A 19,629-nucleotide genomic window follows, 5' to 3' on the forward strand; every position below is an offset into this window, starting at 1 on the left:
GGGGCCGGCGCCGCAGCGCTTCGGACAGATCCACGCCCCCGAGGTCCGCTGCGCCCCCGAGGTCCGCTGCGCACCCGGCAGCCACCGACCTCGGCAGACCGGCGCCCGCCGGCCCGAGGCATGACCTGCGCCCGGCGCGGGAAGGCGCGGACCATGGCTACGGAACACGCGGAGACGGAACGAAAGTACGAGGGCCCGTGCCTGCCGGAGCGGCTCGACGGCCTTCCAGGCGTAGCGGCCACTGAGCGCGCCGAAGCACAGGACCTCGACGCCGTCTACTACGACACGCCGGACCTGCGCCTGCTGCGCCGACGGATCACCCTGCGGCGGCGAAGCGGCGGCACCGACCCGGGCTGGCACCTCAAGCTGCCGCTCGACGCCGACTCGCGGCAGGAAGTCCACCTGCCGCCGGACGGCAGCAGCCCGCACGACGTGCCGACCCCACTCGCAACCCGGATCGCGGCTTTCACGCGGGGTGCCGCCGTGCTGCCGGTCGCTCACCTTCGCACTGACCGGGCCCGGCAGCTGCTGCTGGACGATGCGGGAGAGATACTCGCAGAGGTCACCGAGGACCGGGTGGCGGCCCGGATACTCGACCCGGCGGCGGTGACCGGCGCGCCGGCGGGCGGGCTTGCGGCGCCACCGGCCGGCAGGGCGGGCGGAGCCACGACGGAGGTCAGCGGCTGGACCGAGTTCGAGGTCGAGCTGAAGCACGGCACGCGGGCGCTGCTCGAGCAGGCCGACACCGCGTTCACCGAAGCCGGCCTGGTCCGCTCCTCCTGGCCCTCGAAACTCGCCCGCGCACTTGGCCGGGCCGGCCCGCCTGAACCCCAGCCGCCCGGGCCCGTGCCCGCCGACGGTGCCGGAACGGCCGGCGACATCGTCATGGAGGGCTTCCGGGCCCAGCTCGCCAGGCTCCTGGCACTGGATGCGGCCGTGCGCGGCGGACAGGAGGACTCCGTGCACCAGATGCGGGTCACCGCGCGCCGGCTGCGGAGCCTGCTGAAGGCCCACCGGCGACTGTTCGACCGCCGCCGCACCGGCCCGCTGGCGGCGCAGCTGCGCCGGCTCGGAAGGCTGCTCGGCCGAGCCCGCGACCAGGAGGTACTCGCCGAACAACTGGTGAACGGGCTGGACGCGGTACCGGCCCAGATGCGCCAAGGCGCGTTGCGAGCCCAGATCACCCAGCGCTACACCCGCGGCTACCGGCGGGCCTGGGAGCACGCGGTCGCCGAACTCGACAGCCCGCAGTACTTCACCCTGCTCGATGACCTGGATGCCTTCGCGGCCCACCCTCCGCTACGCCACCGCGCTGCCCGCGACGCGCGCCGATACCTGAGCGACATCCTGCGGCGGGAGCAGAAGCGCACCCTGCGGCGGCTCGACAAGGCACTGCGCACCGAGCCGGGTCCCCAGCGGGACCAGGCTCTGCACCGCGCCCGGAAGGCGGCCAAACGCGCCCGCTACACGGCCCAGTGCGCGCAGCCCGCCACACCTCGGCGCGTCGCGAAACGGTTGGCCAAGTTCGCGAACCGGGCGAAGAAGCTGCACAAGGTCCTGGGCGTCCATCAGGACAGCGTGGTGGCCCGCCGGGTACTGATCACGCTCGGCTCCGAAGGCACCGCCGAGGACCGGCATGCGTTCGCCTTCGGTGTGCTTCACGAGCGGCAGCGGCTCGCCGCCGCCGACGCGCTCCGCCAACTGCCCCGGCTACGCCGACGCGCAGGCCGGCGCAAGCTCGCCGAGCTGACCTGATTCGGCCCGAGTCCGCACCGGCACGTGGTCGAGCTCGGCGTCGTAGAGGCCGTTCAGCAGGTGGATCGCGCCGGGGCCGGAGGTGGCCGCGCACACCCCGGTGCGGCCGGAGAACTTCGCGTAGCCCACCGCCCGGAAGGCTGGCCATCTCCTCGTGCCTGGCTTGGATGAACCGCGGTGTGTCCTCGGCCCGTCCCCAGGCGGCGAGCAGCCCGTTGATGCCGTCGCCCGGGTACGCGAAGACGTACTCGACCTCCCAGTCGCGCAGGCGCTCAAGCACGTAGTCGGAAACCTTCATCACCGAACTCGTCCACTGCGCGGTCCTGACACCCCGGGACCGGGGCGACCCACGAGGCGGCTAACCGCTGGCACCGGGCTCAAACCGGCCGCGCGCGAGGCGGCGGTGGCTCTGCGTCGTGCTGCCGGGCTCCGGGCGGTAACACCGCAGCGGGCACTCGGCCCAGACAGACTTGCCGCACGGCCCGATGTCGGTGCCCCACCTGGTCGACAGCCGATCGACCACCAGCAGGCCGTAGCCGCCCGGACGGTCAGGGGTCGCCGGGCGCCTGACGGGCCGGGTGGGGCTGGGGTCGGTCACCTCGATGCGCACGATGCCGTCGCGCCTGCTCAGGCTGAGCCGGCGGGGGAGCCCTGCGTGCAGCCGCGCGTTGGCGACCAGCTCGCTGACCACCAGCACGATGTCCTCCCGCTCCACCCCACCGGCGCCCCACAGGGCCAGGACGCTCTCGGCGAAGGCCCGGGCCGCGGCGACCGGATGGTTTGAGCCCGACACGTCCAGGCGGCACACCTGCCCATCGCGACAGCCGTATCGTGCTGCGACATCCATCGATCTCACCCCCGGCTCGGCAGGTCATCCCGATGCCTGGCGCATGCCCGTCGCTCCTCGGTTCACACCCCGATTGACAGCAGGCCGGACTCCGGCTCGCAGAGTGCGGCGGCGACGGGAGGGCGGGCGCCCGCAGCGCGGACCGAAGGGAGCGCAGCCGGCGGGCGCGCTCTGCCAGGCCGGCGGGGTCCCGGTCCTGCTGCGGGCGGGCGCGATCAGCACGGACCGGCTTCGCGAGATCGCACCCGACCTGCGAGAGCGCCGGCCCCGGGCGTCACGATGCAGCGAGCGGCAGATTGAGGCCCCGGGCGGTGACGATCCGGGCGGTGCCGTCGGTCAGCCGGTAGGACAGGCCCACGACCGCGACCCGGCCGGCGTCGACGGCCTCGGCGAGGGTGCGGGAGCGGTCCAACAACAGGTCGACGGTGTGCCGTATGTGCTCGGCGATGAAGTCCTCGTCCTTGGTGCGCCCGGCCGCCCGGGCGGCCAGCACGCTGGGAGTCACCTTCTCGATCACGTCCCGCACGTAGCCGCCGGCCGTGGAGCCGTCCTGGACGGCGGAGCGGGTGGCCGCGACGGCGCCGCAGGCATCGTGGCCGAGCACCACGACCAGGGGGCAGCCGAGCACGCTCGCCCCGTACTCGATACTGCCCAGCACCTCCGGCCCCATGACATGCCCGGCGGTGCGGACCACGAACAGGTCGCCCAGGCCCCGGTCGAAGATGATCTCGGCGGCCAGCCGGGAATCGGAGCATCCGAACAGCACCGCGAACGGGCGCTGGGCCGGTGCGATCTCAGTGCGGCGCGCGGCGTCCTGGTTCGGGTGCTCCGGCGAACCGGCGACGAATCGCCGGTTGCCGGCCAGCAACGTCTCGAATGCCTCGTGGGACGTCGGAATCTGGGCATCGGTCATGGCCGCAGACTACGTCCTGGCCTCGCAGGCCGCGTCGGCGGCCCCTTCCGTCCACCGCCCCGGGTGAGCGCACAGCCCCGTGTCAGGAAGCGAACCAGGATCGGACGTCAGGCCGATGCTCGGGGCCCGCGACGATCGCGCACGGTCAGCCATGCCACGGCGGCCACGATGATCACCGCGAGGACGAGGCTGACCGGACCGGTCCCGAGGTCCAGGCCGCCGCGCTCGCGGCCGACCCCGGCCCAGTCGGCGAAGCAGGCGCCGAGCGGCCGGGTCAGCACGTAGGCCCACCAGAAGGTGAGCACCGGCGAGAGGCCGGACAGGCGGTGGGCGAGCGCCGGGACCAGAATCAGGGCGGCGAACAGCAGCCCGGAGGACAGGTAGCCCCAGCCCAGGGTGGCCGCCGTCAGGTCCCCGACCGCGGTGCCGAGCGCGAAGGTGGCCATCACTGCGCACCAGTAGAAGACCTCGCGCCGCCCGCCGGCGACCGTCTCCACCGCCAAGGTCCCCTCGGCGCGCCGCCACAGGACGAACACCAGGGCGAGGACGAGGGCGAACGCCGTCGCAGACACGGCGTACGGGACGCCGAGGGCGACGTGCGCGACATCGGCGGCCATGGTGCCGAACACGCTCACCATCACCACCGCGGCCCAGTACACGACCGGGACGTAGCGGCGGGTACGGGCCTGGGCGAACAGCGCGGCGGCCAGCAGCAGGCCCGCCGAGCCGACCGCCGGGATCGGCCCGAGGGTGCGGGCGAGGTAGTCGGAGGTGGTCTCGCCCATGCCGGTGGTGAGGATCTTGACGATCCAGAACACCGCCGTCACCTGCGGGACCTTGCTCCAGGCCGGGCCTGAGAAGCCGGCCTGGCGTCGGTGCGTGAGTTGGGGTGTTGTGGTGGCGCCCACGAGGACGGCGCTCCCTTCCATGATGCGTGGCCGCGGCCGCGCAGAACGAACGGGTCAGTCGCCCAGGACGGTGTTGCCGGTGATCGTGTTGCTGGCGCCGTCCACCGTGACCACGTGCCGCACGCCGTCCGGGCCCAGGACCACGGCCCGCCACGCGCGGCCGCCGCCCTGCTCGGCGACCGGGGACAGCGACTCGACCTTGCCGCCGGGCACACCCGACGATGCCTTGGCCACCGCATCAGCGGCGTCGGTCGACGGCAGCGGTGCCGGCGCACCAGGGGTGTCCTTCTCCTGGGTGCCGTGGCGGCCCTGACGACCGTCCGGGCCGTCGTGCCGCGCGACCGTCCGGTCGCCGTGAGCGCGTTCCCCCGCGACCCTCCGGTCGCCGTGAGCGTGCTCTCCCGCGCCGTGACCCTCGACCTCGTGGTGGACCGCCATGGCCGCCGCGCCACCGCCGAGCACGACCACGGCCACGCCGGCCAGGACCCATCGCCCGGAGCGTCGGCGCACCCACCGTCCGGCACGGCCCAGACCCGTACGCGTCCTCCCGGCGCTCTTCGTCAGCTCGATCGGCTCGGACTGCCCCTCGTTCTCCACGGACTCGTTCACCCTGGCCACCTCTGTCCACCGCAGACCCGGGCCGTCCCCGGGCGACCGCCTCAGGATGTCCGGACGATGCTGAAGCTGAGCTGAAGACCTGAAGCCGTCTTCAGCTCCCCGATCCCGGGACCTGCCACCCTGGTGGGTATGCGCGTACTGGTGGTGGAGGACGAACGACGACTGGCCCTGGCAGTACAGCTGGGCCTGGCCGCGGAAGGGTTCACCGTCGATCTGGCCCACGACGGGCTCACCGGCCTGGCCAGGGCCATGGACCACAGCTACGACGTGATCGTGCTGGACATCATGTTGCCCGGCCTCAACGGCTACCGGGTCTGCTCCCGCCTGCGTGCCGCCGGTAGCGACGTCGGCATTCTGATGCTCACCGCCAAGGACGGTGAGTGGGACGAGGCCGAAGCCCTGGATACCGGCGCCGACGACTACCTCTCCAAGCCCTTCTCCTTCGTCGTGCTCGTCGCCCGCCTCAAGGCCCTCGCCCGCCGCATCGGCAGCCGCGCACCCCGGCGTACCGTCCTGGGCGACCTCGTCGTGGACTCCGCCGCCCGCACCTGCACCCGGGCCAGCGTCGCCGTGCCGCTCACCCCGCGGGAGTTCGCCATCCTCGACCACCTGGCCCGCCGCGCCGGGGAGGTCGTCTCCAAACGGGAGATCCTCGACGCCGTCTGGGACAGCGCCCTGGACAGCGACCCCAACACCGTCGAGGTCCACGTCAGCGCCCTGCGACGCAAGATCGACAGCCCCTTCGGGCGGGCAGCGGTGCAGACCGTTCGAGGCGCCGGCTACCGGCTGGCGGCTGATGGTGGCTGACAGCATCCAGGCCCGCATCCGTGCCGTCGCCCGCCGTGGTCTGGCCCGACCCCCACGCCTCGCGGTCCTTCTCGACCGGTTCGCCCCACGGTCGGTCCGGGCCCGCACCACCCTCGCCGCCTGCCTCAGCGTCGCCGTGGTCCTCGCCATCGCCTCAGTCGCGGTCGTCCTGCTGCTGCGCGCCAACCTGGGACGCACCGTCGAGACCGGTGCCCGCGAGCAGGCCCAGATCGTCGCCCGTCTCGCCATGGACGGACACCTCAGCAGCCCGCTCCCGCTCGACCACGGCACCGACTTCATCCAGGTCGTCGACGCGCACGGCGCCGTCGTCGCCGCCAGCCAGAACCTGGCCGGCCGTCCCGCCGTCGCCCCCGTCAGCCGGCGGGACGGCCACACCGTCTTCAACCTCGGCGCGCTGGGAGCCGAACACCACCAGCGGGTCACCGCCGTCACCGCCACCACCCCCACCGGCCCGGTCACCGTCTACGTCGGAGCCTCCCTGCGCACCGCCGACGCCGCCGAGGACCTCACCACCGCAGCCCTCGCCGCGCTCAGCGCCGTCCTGCTGCTCACCGTCGGCGCCCTCACCTGGCGCTCCACCGGCCGCGCCCTGCGGCCGGTGGAAGCCATCCGCACCGAGGTCGCCGCCATCGGCGACCGCGACCTCGACCGCCGCGTCCCCGAACCCGGCAGCGACGACGAGATCGCCCGCCTCGCCGGCACCATGAACGCCATGCTCGAACGCCTGGAGGCCGCCGGGGTTCGGCAGCGGCGCTTCATCGCCGACGCCTCCCACGAACTGCGCAGCCCCCTGACCGTCCTGCGCACCCAACTCGAAGTCGCCCTCGCTCACCCGGACCCCGAGGTTCGCAACCGCCTGGTTGCCGGAGCCCTCGAGGACACCGAGCGCCTCCAGGCCCTCGCCGCCGACCTCCTGCTGCTCGCCCGCCTGGACGCCACCGCACACGACTGGCCGCACGAACCCGTCGACCTCGCCGAACTCGTCCGCGCCACCGTCGCAGCCCGCGGCACCCGGGCCCACCCGGTCTCCGTCCACACCCCCGGACCGGTCCTCGTCCACGGGAACCCCCAATGGCTGGGCCGCCTGCTCACCAACCTGCTGGACAACGCCCATCGCCACGCCCGGCACCACATCACCGTCCGCCTCGAGCTCGACCCGGCAGCGGGCCTGGCCCTCCTCGACGTGGCCAACGACGGCCCCATGATCGAACCGGCCGACCGCGAGAAGATCTTCGAACGCTTCACCCGCCTCGACGACGCCCGAAGCCGCGACGACGGCGGCGCCGGGCTCGGCCTCCCCATCGCCCGCGACATCGCCGCCGTCCACGGTGGCACCCTCGCCGTTCTCGACACATCGGGCACGACGACCTTCCGAATCAGCCTCCCACTCCCGCACGCGGCGGCGGCCTGACGGCCTTCGAGTGGATCGGCGACACCAAGGCACTGGAGCCCGGGATCGAGACCAGGTGCGGCCGTCCGTGCGAGCGGCGCCCACGCATGCGCGGCGACCGATAACCCCACCCAGCGCGCCCAGTGACAGCAGCAGCTCGCCCTCGTCGCCGCCTACCGCGACCAGGACAAGATCACCGACGACAACGCCGCCCAGCCTGCCGGCCCCTACATCGAGGAAGGACGCACGGGTCACGACGCCTACGGGAAGGCCATCGCCGCTGCGATCGCCGCCCGCCGCATCGCCGCCGCGCCGGCACCCGCGGAGACCACCACGGCGAACACCGACCAGCAGGCCCCCGCCGCCAGCTTGCCGCCGACGTCTACCGCGCCCTGCCCGAGGCAGACCAGGCCGAAATCCTGCGCACCGTCGCCCCACCCGCACCGGCGCCGGCCGGCTCGCCAGCCTCCCGCGCCTGGACGACGCCGCCCTCACCCAGCAGGACATCGCCGAGCAGGTCACCACCGTCTCCCACGGCACTGTCCGTAACGGTGACGATGGTCGGCGAGCCCGGCTCGGCCCCTGACCAGCCTCGTCGCGTCGTCGGTTCGCTGCGTTCAGCCGAGACTCTGCGACCGCGAGGCCGACGATGGCGGCGAGCATCCGCGCCGTGCCGGTGACGACCGCGATCTGGGATCGTCTTCCTGATCTCGCAGGTCAACGCGAAATCAGACGTTCTGTCATAGGAGGCACGCTCAGGTCTTGTCTCGGCTGGGAACGTCGCGCCGCCCCTGGCACCGCTCGGATGCCTCCTCGGCTGATCAGGGGGCGCACCCGTGGGCGTGGTGAACGACGGGCGGGGTCACTGGGGGAGGGTGACCAGGACGCGGCCGCGGCTGCCGGCGTCGACGCGGTCGTGGGCCTTGGCGATGTCCGCCAGCTCGTAACGGTCGCCGACTTCGACGGTCAGGGCGCCCACGGCGGCCGCGGCGGTCAGATCGCGTGCTGCCTGGCGTTTCGCCTCTTCGGGGAAGTCGTCGCTGCCGATCAGGCGCAGGATGACGTTGTTGAACAGCAGGGGCCAGAAGGGGATCTCGGTCCGGTCCGCGCTCGTCGCGTAGGCGGCGATGACCGCGCCGTTCGCGACCACGGCGTTGTCGAGGTCTGCGTTGTCGGACAGGGATACCTCGACGATCCGGTGCACGCCCTCGGGCGCGTACGCGCGGATCGCCGCCGCCGGGTCCTCCTGGTCCAGGGCCACGGCGTGGGACACGACAGCCGGATCGACCTGTGCGAGATCCGCGCCGCGCCGGACAGTGGCGATCACCCTGGCTCCGCCCCAGCGGGCGAGCTGCGCGGCCAGGGAGCCGACCCCGCCCAGAACGCCGTGCACCAGCACGAGCTTGCCGTCGACCGGTCCATCGGCGAACACGGCGCGGTGGGCGGTGATGCCGGGGATGCCCAGGGCCGCGCCGACCTCGTCGCTGAGGTGGTCGGGCAGCGGAACAGCCAGATCGGCGGGTACGACGGTGTACTGGGCGGCCGTGCCGAAGGGCCGGTAGGACTGGGCGCCGTAGATCCACACCCGCTGTCCGATCCTGCGCACGTCGACTCCCTCGCCCGCGGCGTCGACGACTCCGGCGGCGTCGCTGTGCGGGATCACCCGCGGGTAGGGCATCGAGGAGCCGAGCCAGCCGCGCCGCTTCTTGGTGTCGCCGGGGTTGACACCGGAGACGGTGACGCGGACGCGGACCTCGCCCGGGCCGGGGGTGGGGTCGGGCAGCTCGCCGACGCGCAGCACGTCGGCGGCGGGGCCCTGTCGGTCGTACCAGGACGCAAGCATGAGCGGTTACCTCCGGGGCTGGTCAGCGCACAGGTCGTCCGAGCGTAGAGGGGTCTGTCTCGGTGCGCGCGGTGACTGGCTCGTCACCGTCCAGAACCTGGTGCAACCAGGCCCGTTCGGCGCTACTGATGGCGCGGGCGGTCAGCAGCATGCCGCGCCGGTAGGGGTCGGTCATGTCCTCGGCCCGTAGCGGCCGGTCGCCGTCGTAGAAGAAGCTCGCCGGCTCCTCCAGGAACTCCAGTCGCCGCCGCAGCACCGCGTGCTGTTCGGCGACGTCCGGCAGGAGGGACAGGAACGCCAGGACGGTGAAGAACCGCGTGAAGTCGCTGATCTCGTGGTCGGCGGGCGCGCGCAGCCGCTTCAGCAGGTCGGTGCGCCCGGCGTCGGTCACGCTCAGTATGTAGCGGGCCGGGCCCGCGGCCGGGTCCGTGCGCCGTTCCAGCAGGCCCGCCGCGGCGAGACGCTTGATCGCCGGGTACAGGCTGCCGTCGCTGACCGGCCGGGTGTAGCCCGTCAGCTCCGAGAGTCGGCGGCGCAGTTCATGTCCGGGCAGAGGCCGCTCGGCCAGGAAGCCCAGTATCGCTAGGTCAAGCATGTCCCTATCGTCCCACACGTACATCGATTCGATGCACACATCGAATCGATGTACTGTGGTACTTCCGCTCGCTCGTTGCGAGGGGCAGTGCCAGTAGAGAGGGAGGCGGACGGACATGTCGCCGCAATCCACCGAATCCGTGATGAGTCGCTTCGTCGAGTTCATCAACACAGCTGACGAGGACCTTGCCCGTGAGATCATCGCCCCGGACGCCGAGTTTCATGCGCCGAGCCACGCGGAACCGCTGCGGGGCCCTGAGGGCTACCTGGAGCTGATCGCGATGATGCGCGCGGGGTTCCCGGATGTCCGGTGGACTCTGGAAGAGACCGTCACCGAGGGCGACACGGTCGCCGCCCGGTTCACCATGCGCGGAACGCATCAGGGCGAGTTCTTCGGAATCCCGGCCAGCGGAAAGACCATCTCGGTCCAGGCCATGAACTTCTACTACCTGGCCGGCGGAAAGATCATCAAGGAGCGGGGTCAGCCCGACCTCCTCGGGGTGTTGCAGCAGATCGGTGCCGTGCCTGCGCCGTGAGAGCGCAGGTCCGCCGGCGGCAGCGCCGGACGTCCACCGGGCTTCCGGCGGTGCGAGGGTGGTGTGCCAGACCATGGTCTGGCACACCACCCTCGTCTCATTGGGACTGCAGCCCGCGCACCAGGGGGCACCGCGCGACTGCGCCACCGAACGATGGCCGTCGACACCGGTGGGGCCAAGGAGGGCAAGCGCCAGGAGGCCGGCCCGGAAGCGGCTTGTTCTAGTTTCTGACGCGGTGAGAACGATCATGGTTCGATCGGCGCGAGGGTGCTGACGCGGTTTCGCACTCGCGGCGGGCCTTGCGCTGGGCCGGGACCCGCGACGCCCTGGGCGCCGCCGAGAGGCTGGCAGTGGGCGAGGAGCCGGCGGTGCACCGCGGGGACGGCGGTGACGCGAAGGGTGTAGCCCTGACCGCGCCGTACTGTCACGCCCTGGTCGACAGCGGCGCGCGCCGACGCCGGCGCGGAGGCCGACGGCCCCGCGGGCCCGCCACGGGTGGGTAGCGTGCGCCGGGCCGTCAGTCACTCACGCGGTCTCACTTCCCGTGCAGAGCCTTGCGGCGACGTCCGCGAAGCACCAGGACGCTTCCGGCAGCGACAGCCAGCAGGCCACCGACGGCGCTGTACGTGACAGCGTCGCTCATCCCGGTGGAGGCCAGGCCGCCGGACGTGCTGCTCGGGCTCGGGCTCGGGTGGCCGACGGGCACGCCCTTCTCCGCCTGTGCACGGGTGCCGGTCGTGCCGGAGGCGGAGACAACCGGCGTGACGGCGGTCGGCGTGGCGGCGGTCGGCTTGCGGAGGGGCGACGGCTTGTCAGCGCCGGCGGTCCCCGACGCGGGCTTCAGCTGAAGAGTCGTGATCGAGTACGGCGGCAGCGTCTGTGCGACCGCCGTGCCCCGCTCCGCCGTCGTCAGGGCGGTGTCTCCCTGGGCGTACGAAACGGTCGTGACCGCCCCTGCGGCCGGGGTGAATCCGGCGTACGAGAGCGACACCTGCGCCGCGTTCTGCGGGCTCTTGTTGATCAACATGACGTTCAGACCGCCGTTGCCGCTCCGCACCGCGTGCACAGCAACCGACGAGTCGCCCGAGGACGACTTGACCATGGTGTCGCCGGGCTGCGCGAGTGCGGTCAGTGAGCGGATGCCCCAGTAGCTGGGGAAGGGCGTATCGCGCTGCGGTTCGCACGTGCCCCCGGCGCACGTTCCGGCGGAGAGCATGCCCCCGTCCCGGTAGTCGGTCTGGCCGATGACGGTGGTGGGTGCTTCGCTCGTGCCGTTGTGCAGGTTCCACCAGTCCACGTGGGTGGCACCCTGCTCGAACCAGCTCATGTAGGTGTCCGGCGCGAACAGGGCCGCGGCCTGGCTGGTCGCGGCGGGCGAGCCGGCGGCGGCGTCGGTCTCGGTGACCGCGATCTCCACCGAAGCGGCGCGCGAGCCCTCGTACTTGGCGATCAGCGAGCGCAGCGTGGAGGTGGTACCGGCGATCCGGGAGGGGGTGTTCAGCAGGTCGGCCGTGGTGGTGCCGCCCGGATACCAGTGGACGATGACGAAGTCGATCGAGCTTCCCGCGATGGAGAGCACCGTGTTGTTCCAGTCGGCGCTGTCACCGGGAGCCTTCTCCTTGTCCGGCCAGCCGCCGGGGGTGGTGAGCACCGCTCCGATCTTCACGGTCGGGTCCACAGCCTTCATCGCCTTCGCGTAGGCGATCAGGTTGTTCGCGTACGCCGTCGGGCTCTTGTCGGCGTGCTTGTCAAGTTCCCAGCCCTTGCCGTCGCCGTAGTGCCCGTTGCCGTAGACCTCGTTGCCGATCTCCCAGTACTTCACGCCGTAGCCCTTGTCGACGTTGGCGTACTTGACCCAGTCGGCGGCCTCCTGGGGGGTGCCGGAACCGTAGTTCGCGGTGATGATCGGCTGGGCGCCGACCGTCTTCGCGGTGGCCATGAAGTGGTCGAAGTCGGTGTTGGAGGGGATCCCGCCGCCGTCGTCCATGGTGTGGGTCTTCCAGTGGTAGTCGTCCGCGCCGGAGCCGCCGGGATAGCGCAGCTGCCCAACTCCCGCGGCATTCATGAGCGATGTCACCTGGGCGGTGCCCATGTGATCGTCGCCCACGCCCGTGTTGAGGCCGACACCACTGCTGGGTACCGTGCCCAGGGAGGTGCCGGCATCCACACTGATGCCGACGGTCGTTGCGGCGCCCGCGCTGGGCGCCAGGGCACCTGCACCGGCCGAGGCGGCGAGCACCGCCACCGCCCCCACGGCAAGATGCCGGAGCATCCGGCTACGGCGGGGCGTGCGCCCCCGAGGCATCGGCTGCTCGGCGGATCGCGGCTCGTCTGGTGACACGTGGGGCTCCGATAGGGTGTTGACACAGATGGCGAACTGCCGCTGACCGCGGCTCGCCGTCGTTGGCACACCCCTTAGTGGCCACTCGGAGCGGAAAGGTTGCCGTCCGTCTCAATAGTTTTTCGCCGAGACGCGGTCGCACCGTCTCACCGGACCCGGTGCCCCGTGACCCAGTGACACGCCCGGGCTCCCTCTCCACCTCGACGGCGCGAACCGTCACATGCTTCCGGCCGCACACCGCCCCGCGGTGGCCGGGCGGCTGAAGCCGCACAGGAAGCACAGGGAAAGACAGACGGCGGCAGCCGCCCATCAACCGCCACGACCACGGTGACTCCAGGCCGTGACCGCTGTCCTAACGACGACTCCTCTGGGTCGGGGCAGAACCTCCAGCGTCCGCAGGGCGACCTGGGTGCAAAAGGGGCGATCCGCATTCACCACGTGATAGCGCATGAGTGCAAATCGGCCAAGTAGGGCGGGGGCTTGCGGGCCGAAGCGGCAGGGCCGTGTCGGCGTGAGAGGCTGGGTCTCATGAACCGGTTGGCGGGTGTGACCTCGCCTTATCTGCTTCAGCACGCTGACAATCCGGTCGACTGGTGGCCGTGGGGACCCGAGGCGTTCGAGGAAGCGAAACGGCGTAATGTACCCGTTCTGCTATCGGTTGGTTACGCTGCGTGTCACTGGTGCCAATGGTACGGCACCGTCAGCGCTGACCGGTGTCCGTGATCCGCCCCGGTGCCACCTCCCCAGAGGGGATCACGCCGCATTACTCCAGGCCCGGCGCCACCGGCTGCCCGTCCCGAAGCCCCGCCGTTGGTCCGTGGGTGGCGACCGCGGCGGCGAGTTCGTGCAGGCGCTGTTCGGAGGGGCTGCCGGGCTGGGCGGTCCAGACGACGATGTGCTGGTCGGGGGCGGTGGAGCTGGTGAGGGTGTCCCAGTCGAGGGTGAGGTCGCCGACGAGCGGGTGGCGGAAGTGCTTGTTGCCCGCGCCCTGGACGGCGACCTCGTGGCCCTGCCACCACCGCTGGAAGTCGGCCTGGCCGGCCATCTGCGTGAGGAGCCCGCGCAGGCGGGGGTCGTCGGCGCGGCCGGCGGTGTTCATGCGCAGGTAGGCCACGCAGGAGCGGGCGCCGCTGTCCCAGTCGCAGTAGCGGGCGCGCAGGGCCGGATCGTTGAAGAGGAGCCAGACGTAGTTGCGCTGGTGCTCGGGGCGGAGCGCGAAGTCGGTGAGCAGGGTGGCGGCCAGGGGGTTCCAGGCGAGGACGTCCATGGCGTCGGTCAGGACGAGAGCCGGGTAGGTGGTGAGCTGGGCGAGGAGGCGGTGGCCCAGTTCGGTGACCCGTGTGGTGGCGGTGGCTGGGGCGGGCGGATCGGTGGGGGTGCGTCCGGCGAGGCCGAGCAGGTAGGTGCGCTGGTCGGCACTCAGGCGCAGGACGCGCGCGAGGGCTTCCAGGACGGGGGCGGAGGCAGACATCCGTCCCTGCTCGACGCGGGTGTAGTAGTCGGTGCTGATGGCGGCCAGCTGGGCGACCTCCTCGCGGCGCAGGCCCGTGACCCGTCTGGGTGTCCCGGTGGCGGGCAGGCCGACCTGGTGGGGGGCGAGCTCGGCTCGTCGGGCCCTGAGGAAGGTCCCGAGTTCCTTCGGGTCGCCGGCGTGGCTGTTCATGGTTCCAGTCTGGCAGTGGTGTCGGGCCGTGGGACGGGTGCGGTGTCGGCAGCGGTAGGGGTGTCGGTCCAGGAGGCGAGGATGCGCAGGGCGTCGTGGGTTGGGGTGCCGGGTTCGGCGGTCCAGAGGACGAGTTGCTGGTCGGTGTCGGTGGTGCTGGCGAGGGTGTCCCATTCGAGGGTGAGGTTGCCGACGACGGGGTGCCGGAGGGTCTTGGTGCCGATCCCGCGGACGGCGACGTGGTGGGCGGCCCACCAGCGGCGGAAGTCGGCGTCCTGGAGGGACAGTTCGCCGACCAGGGCGGCGAGACGGGGGTTTCCGGGATCGCGGGCGGCTTCCATGCGCAGTTGGGCCACGCAGGTGTGGGCGACGTTCTCCCAGTCGGCGTACAGTTTCCGCATTCTCGGGTCGGTGAAGACGAGCCGTATGTAGTTCCGCTGTTTCTCCGGGATTTTCGAGAAATCGGTGACCAGGGCGGCCGCCAGCGAATTCCAGGCGAGAATATCCATGCGCCGGCCGAGGACGATCGCGGGGGTGGTGCTCAGGTCGTCCAGCAGTCGGCGCAGTCTCGGCTGGACCTTTTGCAGGGTGCGGCGAGGGGGTCGGGCGTCGGGCCGTCCGGCGAGGCCGAGCATGTAGTCGCGCTGGTCGTCGTCCAGGTGCAGGACGCGGGTGAGGGCGTCGAGCACTGGTGCCGATGCCTGGATGCGTCCCTGCTCCAGGCGGGTGTAGTAGTCGGTGCTGATGGCCGCCAGCTGGGCGACCTCCTCCCGGCGCAGTCCAGCGACGCGGCGGCGTCCGGTGTCCGCGGGCAGCCCGACGGTGCGGGGGCTCAGCTCGGCCCGGCGGGCCCTGAGGAAGGCCCCGAGCTCCTCGGGGTGGGCGTTGCTGCTCATGCGGTCCAGTCTTGCGCGCATCGCAAGTCCGGTGGGAGGGAGAGTTTTCTCCCTGGATAAGTCCCTCCCAGGAAGGAAATCTCCTCTTTATCGAGGTGGCCGGGCGTGCGACTGTTTGTGGTGTGCCCCGCAGGACGGCCCCCGGAATCCGGGAGCTATTCAGGTCGGGAGATTCGAGAATCTCCGTTGTTGCGCACCGGAATGACACCGGGCACAGGGCATACGACCATCGGGAGAGAAATTCATGGAATTCGTCGAATCTGCGGCCACGAGCAAGGCCCCGGCCGAGTGGTTCACCGGCGACGTGTGGTGGGACGTGGTCCACCCCGGTACGGCCCCGTCCCGGATGCGCGTCAACCTGGTGCGCTTCGCCCCGGGCGCGCGCACCCACTGGCACTCCCACGTGCTGGGCCAGAGCCTGCACGTTGTCTCCGGCACCGCCCTGGTCGGCACCCGCGACGGAGTGGTCCTCGAAGCCCGTCCGGGTGAGCTGGTGGTCTGCCCGCCGGGTGAGGAGCACTGGCACGGTGCGGCGCCGGACCGGTTCATGGAGCACCTGGCGATGTGGGAGGGGCCCGGTGACGGCAGCCCGGAGACCACCTGGCTGGAGCCCGTCACCGACGAGCAGTACTCCGCCGCCCGTACCACCAGCCACTGACCGGCCCATCCCTGCCCCCGTCCGGAAGGAACGCGCAACCGCCATGAGTACTGTCAACCGGGTCCTCGTCGTCGGAGCCACCGGCCGCACCGGCCGGCACGTCGTCGCCGCCGCGAAGGACCGGGGCCTGACCCCCGTCGCGCTGGCCCGTAACGAGGCCCACGCCCGCCGGCTGCTGCCGGGCACCGAGATCGCCGTCGCCGACCTGGAGTCGCCCGAGGCCCTGGCCGACGCCGTGCGCGGCGTCGACGCGGTGGTCTTCGTCCACGGCTCCGACGACGACGCCCGCCCCGACTCCTTCGAGCGCGTCGACTACGGCGGCGTCGCCCACGTCCTGGCGGCACTCGGCGACCGGCGCCCCAGGATCGTCCTGCAGACGACGATCTTCGTCACCCGCCGCGACCACCCGTTCAACCAGGGCGGCCACGCCCTGGACTGGAAGCGCCGCTCGGAGCGCCTCGTGCGGCTCAGCGGCGCCCCCTACACGATCGTGCGGCCCGGCTGGCTGGACGCCGGCCCCGGCGGGGAGCACCTGCGCGTCGAGCAGGGCGACTCCGGCGAGGACGGCGTCGGCCGCCAGGCGCTCGCCCGCCTGCTGGTGGCTGCCCTGCTCGACGACGAGGCGATCGGCCGCACCTTCGAGGTCTTCTCCGGCCCCGGCCCCGCGACCACCGACTTCACCGCCCTGTTCGCCCAGGCCCGGCCCGACGCCGCAGGTGCCCTCGACGCGGTCGAGGACCGAGCCAACCTGCCCCTTGGGCGCGAACCGGCCCGCGTCCGCGACGACCTCGACCACCTGCGCGCCCACTGAGCCCGTCCCCGAACCCCCCTTTGAACACCCCCGTCACCAGGAGTACGACGATGCAGTCCACCACCTTCCCCAACGGCCCGATCACCATGGCCGGCAACCTGTTCCTCCCCGAGGGCTTCGACCCGAACGGCAGCTACCCCGCGATCGTCACCGTCCACCCGGGCGGCGGCGTCAAGGAGCAGACCGCCGGCCTCTACGCGAAGAAGCTCGCCGAACAGGGCTTCGTGGCCCTGGCCTTCGACGCCTCCCACCAGGGCGAGAGCGGCGGCGAGCCCCACTTCCTGGAGGACCCTGCGCGCCGGGTCGAGGACGTCCACGCCGCCGTCGACCACCTGCAGTCCCTGCCCTACGTCGACGCCGACCGCGTCGGCGTTCTGGGCGTCTGCGCCGGCGGCGGCTACGCCGTCAACGCCACCATGACCGACTCCCGGATCCGGGCCGTGGCCACGGTCAGCGCCCTCAACATCGGCAGCGCCTGGCGCAAGGGCTGGTACGGCTCCGACCAGGACAGCGCGGCCCTGCCGGTGCGCGACGCCGCTTCCCAGGCCCGCCAGGCCCAGGCCACCACCGGCGCCGAGCCCGTTATGGCCCCCTACGTTCCGGCCGAGCTCGACGGGAACACCCCGCGCGACCTCGCCGAGGCCCACGACTACTACCTCACCCCCCGCGCCCAGCACCCGAACGCCCAGAACCAGTACCTCCTGGGCCTGAGCATCCCGCGCATCCTCGCCTTCGACGCCTTCCACCTCGTCGAGGACCTCCTCACCCAGCCCCTCCTCATGGTCGCCGGCAGCGACGCCGGCTCCCTGTGGCACAGCACCGAGCTGCACGCCAAGGCCCGCGGTCCCAAGAAGCTCGTCATCGTCGAGGGCGGTACCCACATGGACTTCTACGACGTGCCCAAGTACGTCGACCAGGCTGTCCGGGAAGCCGTGCCGTTCTTCAACGACAACCTCGCCCCCCGCGCCTGAGGGACCCCACCCCGCGGGGGCGGTGTTCGGACGGGAACACCTCCCGGGCACCGCCCCCCCGCCCATCCACGTCGCGGTCCGGTCCGGTCCGGACCGGAGCAGACGGCCCGGCGGCCGGGCCCGGAACAGGCAGGAGCGCCCGGTATGAGCGTGCCCGAACCGCCGAGGCTGCGGCGGGAGGTGTCCCCGCTGGAGCTGTTCTTCGACCTCGTCTTCGTCTTCGCCGTCTCCCAGCTCTCCCACTACCTCCTGACCCATCTCACCTGGCGCGGCGCCGCCGAGACGGCGGTGCTGTTGGTGGCGGTCTTCGGCACATGGGCCCACACCAGCTACGAGGCGACGCTCCTGGACATCCACCGCCCCGTCACACGCGGGATGGTCGTCGTCGTCATGGGCCTCGTCCTCTATCTGAACTCCGCCGTCCCCCACGCCTTCGACGATCGGGCATGGGCCTTCACCGTCCCGCTGCTGGCGATCCTCCTCGCCGGAACCGTGACAGCCTTGGCCGCCAGCACCGAAGCGCTGCGCGAACACTTCCGCAGCACCCTGGCGTGGATCGCGGCCTCCGCGCCGCTGTGGATCGCGGGAGCCGCCGCCGACCCCGGCCCAAGCCGGGGAAGATTGCCCTCAACCCCGAGCTGCGGGAGGCGATCCAGGCCGGCCTGGACGAGCTCTGGAGCCCCGAGCAGATCTGCCACGCTCTGCGGGCACAGCTCCCCGACCGGCCGGAGATGCACGTGGCTCACGAGCCGATCTACCAGGCGCTCTACGTCCAGGGCCGCAGCGAGCTGCGGCGTGAGCTCGCCGACGCCCTGCGCACCGGCCGGGCCTGCCGCAAGCCACGGCGCCGGCCCGACTGCCGCCGTCCCCGCTTCACCGACCCCATGGTCATGATCAGCCAGCGCCCTGCCGAGGCCGAGGACCGGGCGATTCCCGGCCACTGGGAGGGCGACCTCATCATCGGCAGAGACGGCACGTCGGCGATCGGCACGCTGGTCGAACGCGCAACCCGCTACGTGATGCTCCTGCACCTGCCCCATGGCCGCACCGCCGAGCACGTGCGCGACGCCCTCGTAACCACCCTCCAGACCCCGCCCGCCCACCTGAAGCGGTCACTGACCTGGGACCAGGGCGCCGAGATGGCCGCCCACAAGAGCTTCCGTAGCCATCCTTGTTGCAAGGGCCGGTGAAGGGCCAGCAACCGCCAGCGTCGGCCTTCGTGTCCACCTGCCGCCAGAAGGCTGCCTCCCGTGCGTACTTGCGTTCGGGAGTCCGGGGGCGTCCCCGGTACGTTCCTGGCCCCGAGGCACGAGGAAGGACAACCGGCCTGATGGATGGGGTATCTGGCCTGATCGGAAGATCGACACCGGGCCAGACGCGATGGAGTGCGATGGAGTGCAAGGGCGGCACCATCGCAGTCCCCATTTCTGGGGTCTCACCAGCTGCGAACGCTGGTCGCTCTGCACCACACCGGTGCGGCACCATCAGAGCTCCGAGATCGTCGCGGCCACCATTGCCATCCGCCTGCTTGCTCCGGACGAGGTGGTGCAGCGCGATCGGTCCGTACGGTGGCCAGCGATTGGTCAAGACCAATAGTCTGACGCTCCATCAGAAAAGTCAGCAAAAAGTCAGCATTGATCCGACCAGAGGTTGTTACGCGTAGCCGAACATGAGAAGGCGACCAGCGGGTTGGGGCCGCTCCTCGCCACCACTTGAGTCGGTCGGATCCTTGCCTTGCGAGGTGCCCGCGGGCCTGGGGCGCTTCCCCTGGGTCGTGCGAGGTTGTGTGGTTCGGGGTTGCGTTTATGCAGGTCAGCGCACGCGGCCGCGGGGCTTGAGTGGGATCGACGGGAGCTCCGGGGCGGGGAGGCGGTTGCCGGGGTAGCCGTTCACCTCGCCGAAGCGGGTGCCGTTCTCCCAGTCGAGGCGTGCCTGTGCGATCTCCTCACCGGATCGGCCGATGAAGTTCCACCACATGACGATCTGTTCGTCGAAGGGGGTGCCGCCGAGGAGGATGGCGCGGGCAGGGGTGGGGGCGGGGTTGATGAGGGTGAGGG

17 protein-coding genes and 4 pseudogenes are annotated in these 19,629 nt (G+C 71.7%); 10 read left to right on the plus strand and 11 right to left on the minus strand.

What is annotated here, in order from left to right; all coding sequences use genetic code 11:
* Window positions 1-153 precede the first annotated feature (153 nt).
* Window positions 154-1,755, plus strand: a complete 1,602-nt coding sequence (locus tag IH61_RS0125925) for a CYTH and CHAD domain-containing protein (RefSeq protein ID WP_031073960.1) — start codon at window positions 154-156, stop codon at window positions 1,753-1,755.
* Between the two features lie 15 nt (window positions 1,756-1,770).
* On the opposite strand, the pseudogene IH61_RS44835 reads toward IH61_RS0125925, so the two are convergent.
* The 5 genes and pseudogenes from IH61_RS44835 to IH61_RS0125950 form a co-directional block, all read right to left on the minus strand.
* Window positions 1,771-2,053: pseudogene (locus IH61_RS44835) on the minus strand (thiamine pyrophosphate-binding protein); the annotation flags it as partial.
* Between the two features lie 60 nt (window positions 2,054-2,113).
* On the minus strand, window positions 2,114-2,548 hold the full coding sequence (locus IH61_RS0125935) for an ATP-binding protein (protein WP_158845294.1): 435 nt from the start codon (window positions 2,546-2,548) through the stop codon (window positions 2,114-2,116).
* Window positions 2,549-2,876: 328 nt separating this feature from the next.
* Complete coding sequence (locus IH61_RS0125940) at window positions 2,877-3,515, minus strand: carbonic anhydrase (protein ID WP_031073964.1); 639 nt, start codon at window positions 3,513-3,515, stop codon at window positions 2,877-2,879.
* 107 nt (window positions 3,516-3,622) lie between these two features.
* Window positions 3,623-4,423, minus strand: coding sequence for a hypothetical protein (locus tag IH61_RS0125945; RefSeq protein WP_234327334.1), 801 nt, complete (start codon window positions 4,421-4,423; stop codon window positions 3,623-3,625).
* A 54-nt stretch (window positions 4,424-4,477) separates the two neighbouring features.
* Window positions 4,478-5,032: a hypothetical protein gene (locus IH61_RS0125950; RefSeq protein ID WP_031073968.1), complete on the minus strand. Its 555-nt coding sequence runs from the start codon at window positions 5,030-5,032 to the stop codon at window positions 4,478-4,480.
* Window positions 5,033-5,170: 138 nt separating this feature from the next.
* On the opposite strand from IH61_RS0125950, the gene IH61_RS0125955 reads away from it, so the two are divergent.
* Complete coding sequence (locus IH61_RS0125955; RefSeq protein ID WP_031073970.1) at window positions 5,171-5,848, plus strand: response regulator transcription factor; 678 nt, start codon at window positions 5,171-5,173, stop codon at window positions 5,846-5,848.
* On the plus strand, window positions 5,838-7,280 hold the full coding sequence (locus IH61_RS0125960; RefSeq protein WP_051837978.1) for a sensor histidine kinase: 1,443 nt from the start codon (window positions 5,838-5,840) through the stop codon (window positions 7,278-7,280). The genes IH61_RS0125955 and IH61_RS0125960 overlap by 11 nt, the downstream gene beginning before the upstream one ends.
* 841 nt (window positions 7,281-8,121) lie before the next feature.
* On the opposite strand, the gene IH61_RS0125965 is transcribed toward IH61_RS0125960, so the two are convergent.
* On the minus strand, window positions 8,122-9,102 hold the full coding sequence (locus IH61_RS0125965; RefSeq protein ID WP_031073974.1) for an NADPH:quinone reductase: 981 nt from the start codon (window positions 9,100-9,102) through the stop codon (window positions 8,122-8,124).
* 22 nt (window positions 9,103-9,124) lie between these two features.
* Window positions 9,125-9,697 (minus strand): PadR family transcriptional regulator, encoded by a 573-nt coding sequence (locus IH61_RS0125970; protein WP_031073977.1) that lies wholly within the window; start codon window positions 9,695-9,697, stop codon window positions 9,125-9,127.
* 115 nt (window positions 9,698-9,812) lie between these two features.
* Between IH61_RS0125970 and IH61_RS0125975 the strand changes: the two genes are divergently transcribed.
* Window positions 9,813-10,232: an ester cyclase gene (locus tag IH61_RS0125975; RefSeq protein ID WP_031073979.1), complete on the plus strand. Its 420-nt coding sequence runs from the start codon at window positions 9,813-9,815 to the stop codon at window positions 10,230-10,232.
* Between the two features lie 535 nt (window positions 10,233-10,767).
* On the opposite strand, the gene IH61_RS0125980 is transcribed toward IH61_RS0125975, so the two are convergent.
* Window positions 10,768-12,504 (minus strand): LPXTG cell wall anchor domain-containing protein, encoded by a 1,737-nt coding sequence (locus IH61_RS0125980; RefSeq protein ID WP_031073980.1) that lies wholly within the window; start codon window positions 12,502-12,504, stop codon window positions 10,768-10,770.
* Between the two features lie 597 nt (window positions 12,505-13,101).
* Between IH61_RS0125980 and IH61_RS44845 the strand changes: the two are divergent.
* Window positions 13,102-13,257: pseudogene (locus tag IH61_RS44845) on the plus strand (DUF255 domain-containing protein); the annotation flags it as partial.
* Window positions 13,258-13,336: 79 nt separating this feature from the next.
* Here IH61_RS44845 and IH61_RS0125985 read toward each other — a convergent pair.
* Together IH61_RS0125985 and IH61_RS0125990 are read right to left on the minus strand one after the other, a co-directional pair.
* Entirely contained in the window at window positions 13,337-14,236 is a 900-nt protein-coding gene (locus IH61_RS0125985) for a helix-turn-helix domain-containing protein (RefSeq protein WP_051837979.1), read from the minus strand.
* On the minus strand, window positions 14,233-15,132 hold the full coding sequence (locus tag IH61_RS0125990; protein WP_031073984.1) for a helix-turn-helix transcriptional regulator: 900 nt from the start codon (window positions 15,130-15,132) through the stop codon (window positions 14,233-14,235). Before IH61_RS0125990 ends, IH61_RS0125985 begins: the two co-directional genes overlap by 4 nt.
* Window positions 15,133-15,376: 244 nt before the next feature.
* On the opposite strand from IH61_RS0125990, the gene IH61_RS0125995 reads away from it, so the two are divergent.
* The 5 genes and pseudogenes from IH61_RS0125995 to IH61_RS46230 form a co-directional block, all read left to right on the plus strand.
* Window positions 15,377-15,790 carry a cupin domain-containing protein gene (locus IH61_RS0125995; RefSeq protein WP_031073986.1) on the plus strand — a complete coding sequence of 138 codons (414 nt, stop codon included), beginning with the start codon at window positions 15,377-15,379 and terminating at the stop codon, window positions 15,788-15,790.
* Between the two features lie 43 nt (window positions 15,791-15,833).
* Window positions 15,834-16,601, plus strand: a complete 768-nt coding sequence (locus IH61_RS0126000; RefSeq protein ID WP_031073988.1) for an SDR family oxidoreductase — start codon at window positions 15,834-15,836, stop codon at window positions 16,599-16,601.
* 50 nt (window positions 16,602-16,651) lie between these two features.
* Window positions 16,652-17,572, plus strand: coding sequence for an alpha/beta hydrolase (locus IH61_RS0126005; protein ID WP_031073989.1), 921 nt, complete (start codon window positions 16,652-16,654; stop codon window positions 17,570-17,572).
* A 144-nt stretch (window positions 17,573-17,716) separates the two neighbouring features.
* Window positions 17,717-18,115, plus strand: a pseudogene (locus IH61_RS46225) (low temperature requirement protein A); the annotation flags it as partial.
* A 44-nt stretch (window positions 18,116-18,159) separates the two neighbouring features.
* A pseudogene (locus IH61_RS46230) lies at window positions 18,160-18,732 on the plus strand (IS30 family transposase); the annotation flags it as partial.
* Between the two features lie 652 nt (window positions 18,733-19,384).
* Here IH61_RS46230 and IH61_RS0126015 read toward each other — a convergent pair.
* Window positions 19,385-19,629 (minus strand): pirin-like C-terminal cupin domain-containing protein (locus IH61_RS0126015; protein WP_031073994.1); only part of this gene is annotated, 245 nt, incomplete at its 5' end.

The organism is Streptomyces sp. NRRL WC-3742 (assembly GCF_000720635.1).
In the GTDB taxonomy this organism is placed as follows: Bacteria; Actinomycetota; Actinomycetes; order Streptomycetales; family Streptomycetaceae; genus Kitasatospora.

What these genes read in the sequence shown, in the direction of transcription:
- IH61_RS0125925 (WP_031073960.1), top strand. Translation starts at nt 154, where the DNA reads ATGGCTACGGAACACGCGGAGACGGAACGAAAGTACGAGGGCCCGTGC.
- IH61_RS0125995 (WP_031073986.1), top strand. Translation starts at nt 15,377, where the DNA reads ATGGAATTCGTCGAATCTGCGGCCACGAGCAAGGCCCCGGCCGAGTGG.
- IH61_RS0125975 (WP_031073979.1), top strand. Translation starts at nt 9,813, where the DNA reads ATGTCGCCGCAATCCACCGAATCCGTGATGAGTCGCTTCGTCGAGTTC.
- IH61_RS0126005 (WP_031073989.1), top strand. Translation starts at nt 16,652, where the DNA reads ATGCAGTCCACCACCTTCCCCAACGGCCCGATCACCATGGCCGGCAAC.
- IH61_RS0125990 (WP_031073984.1), bottom strand. Translation starts at nt 15,132, where the DNA reads ATGAGCAGCAACGCCCACCCCGAGGAGCTCGGGGCCTTCCTCAGGGCC.
- IH61_RS0125955 (WP_031073970.1), top strand. Translation starts at nt 5,171, where the DNA reads ATGCGCGTACTGGTGGTGGAGGACGAACGACGACTGGCCCTGGCAGTA.
- IH61_RS0125940 (WP_031073964.1), bottom strand. Translation starts at nt 3,515, where the DNA reads ATGACCGATGCCCAGATTCCGACGTCCCACGAGGCATTCGAGACGTTG.
- IH61_RS0125980 (WP_031073980.1), bottom strand. Translation starts at nt 12,504, where the DNA reads ATGCTCCGGCATCTTGCCGTGGGGGCGGTGGCGGTGCTCGCCGCCTCG.
- IH61_RS0125985 (WP_051837979.1), bottom strand. Translation starts at nt 14,236, where the DNA reads ATGAACAGCCACGCCGGCGACCCGAAGGAACTCGGGACCTTCCTCAGG.
- IH61_RS0125965 (WP_031073974.1), bottom strand. Translation starts at nt 9,102, where the DNA reads ATGCTTGCGTCCTGGTACGACCGACAGGGCCCCGCCGCCGACGTGCTG.
- IH61_RS0125960 (WP_051837978.1), top strand. Translation starts at nt 5,838, where the DNA reads ATGGTGGCTGACAGCATCCAGGCCCGCATCCGTGCCGTCGCCCGCCGT.
- IH61_RS0125970 (WP_031073977.1), bottom strand. Translation starts at nt 9,697, where the DNA reads ATGCTTGACCTAGCGATACTGGGCTTCCTGGCCGAGCGGCCTCTGCCC.
- IH61_RS0126000 (WP_031073988.1), top strand. Translation starts at nt 15,834, where the DNA reads ATGAGTACTGTCAACCGGGTCCTCGTCGTCGGAGCCACCGGCCGCACC.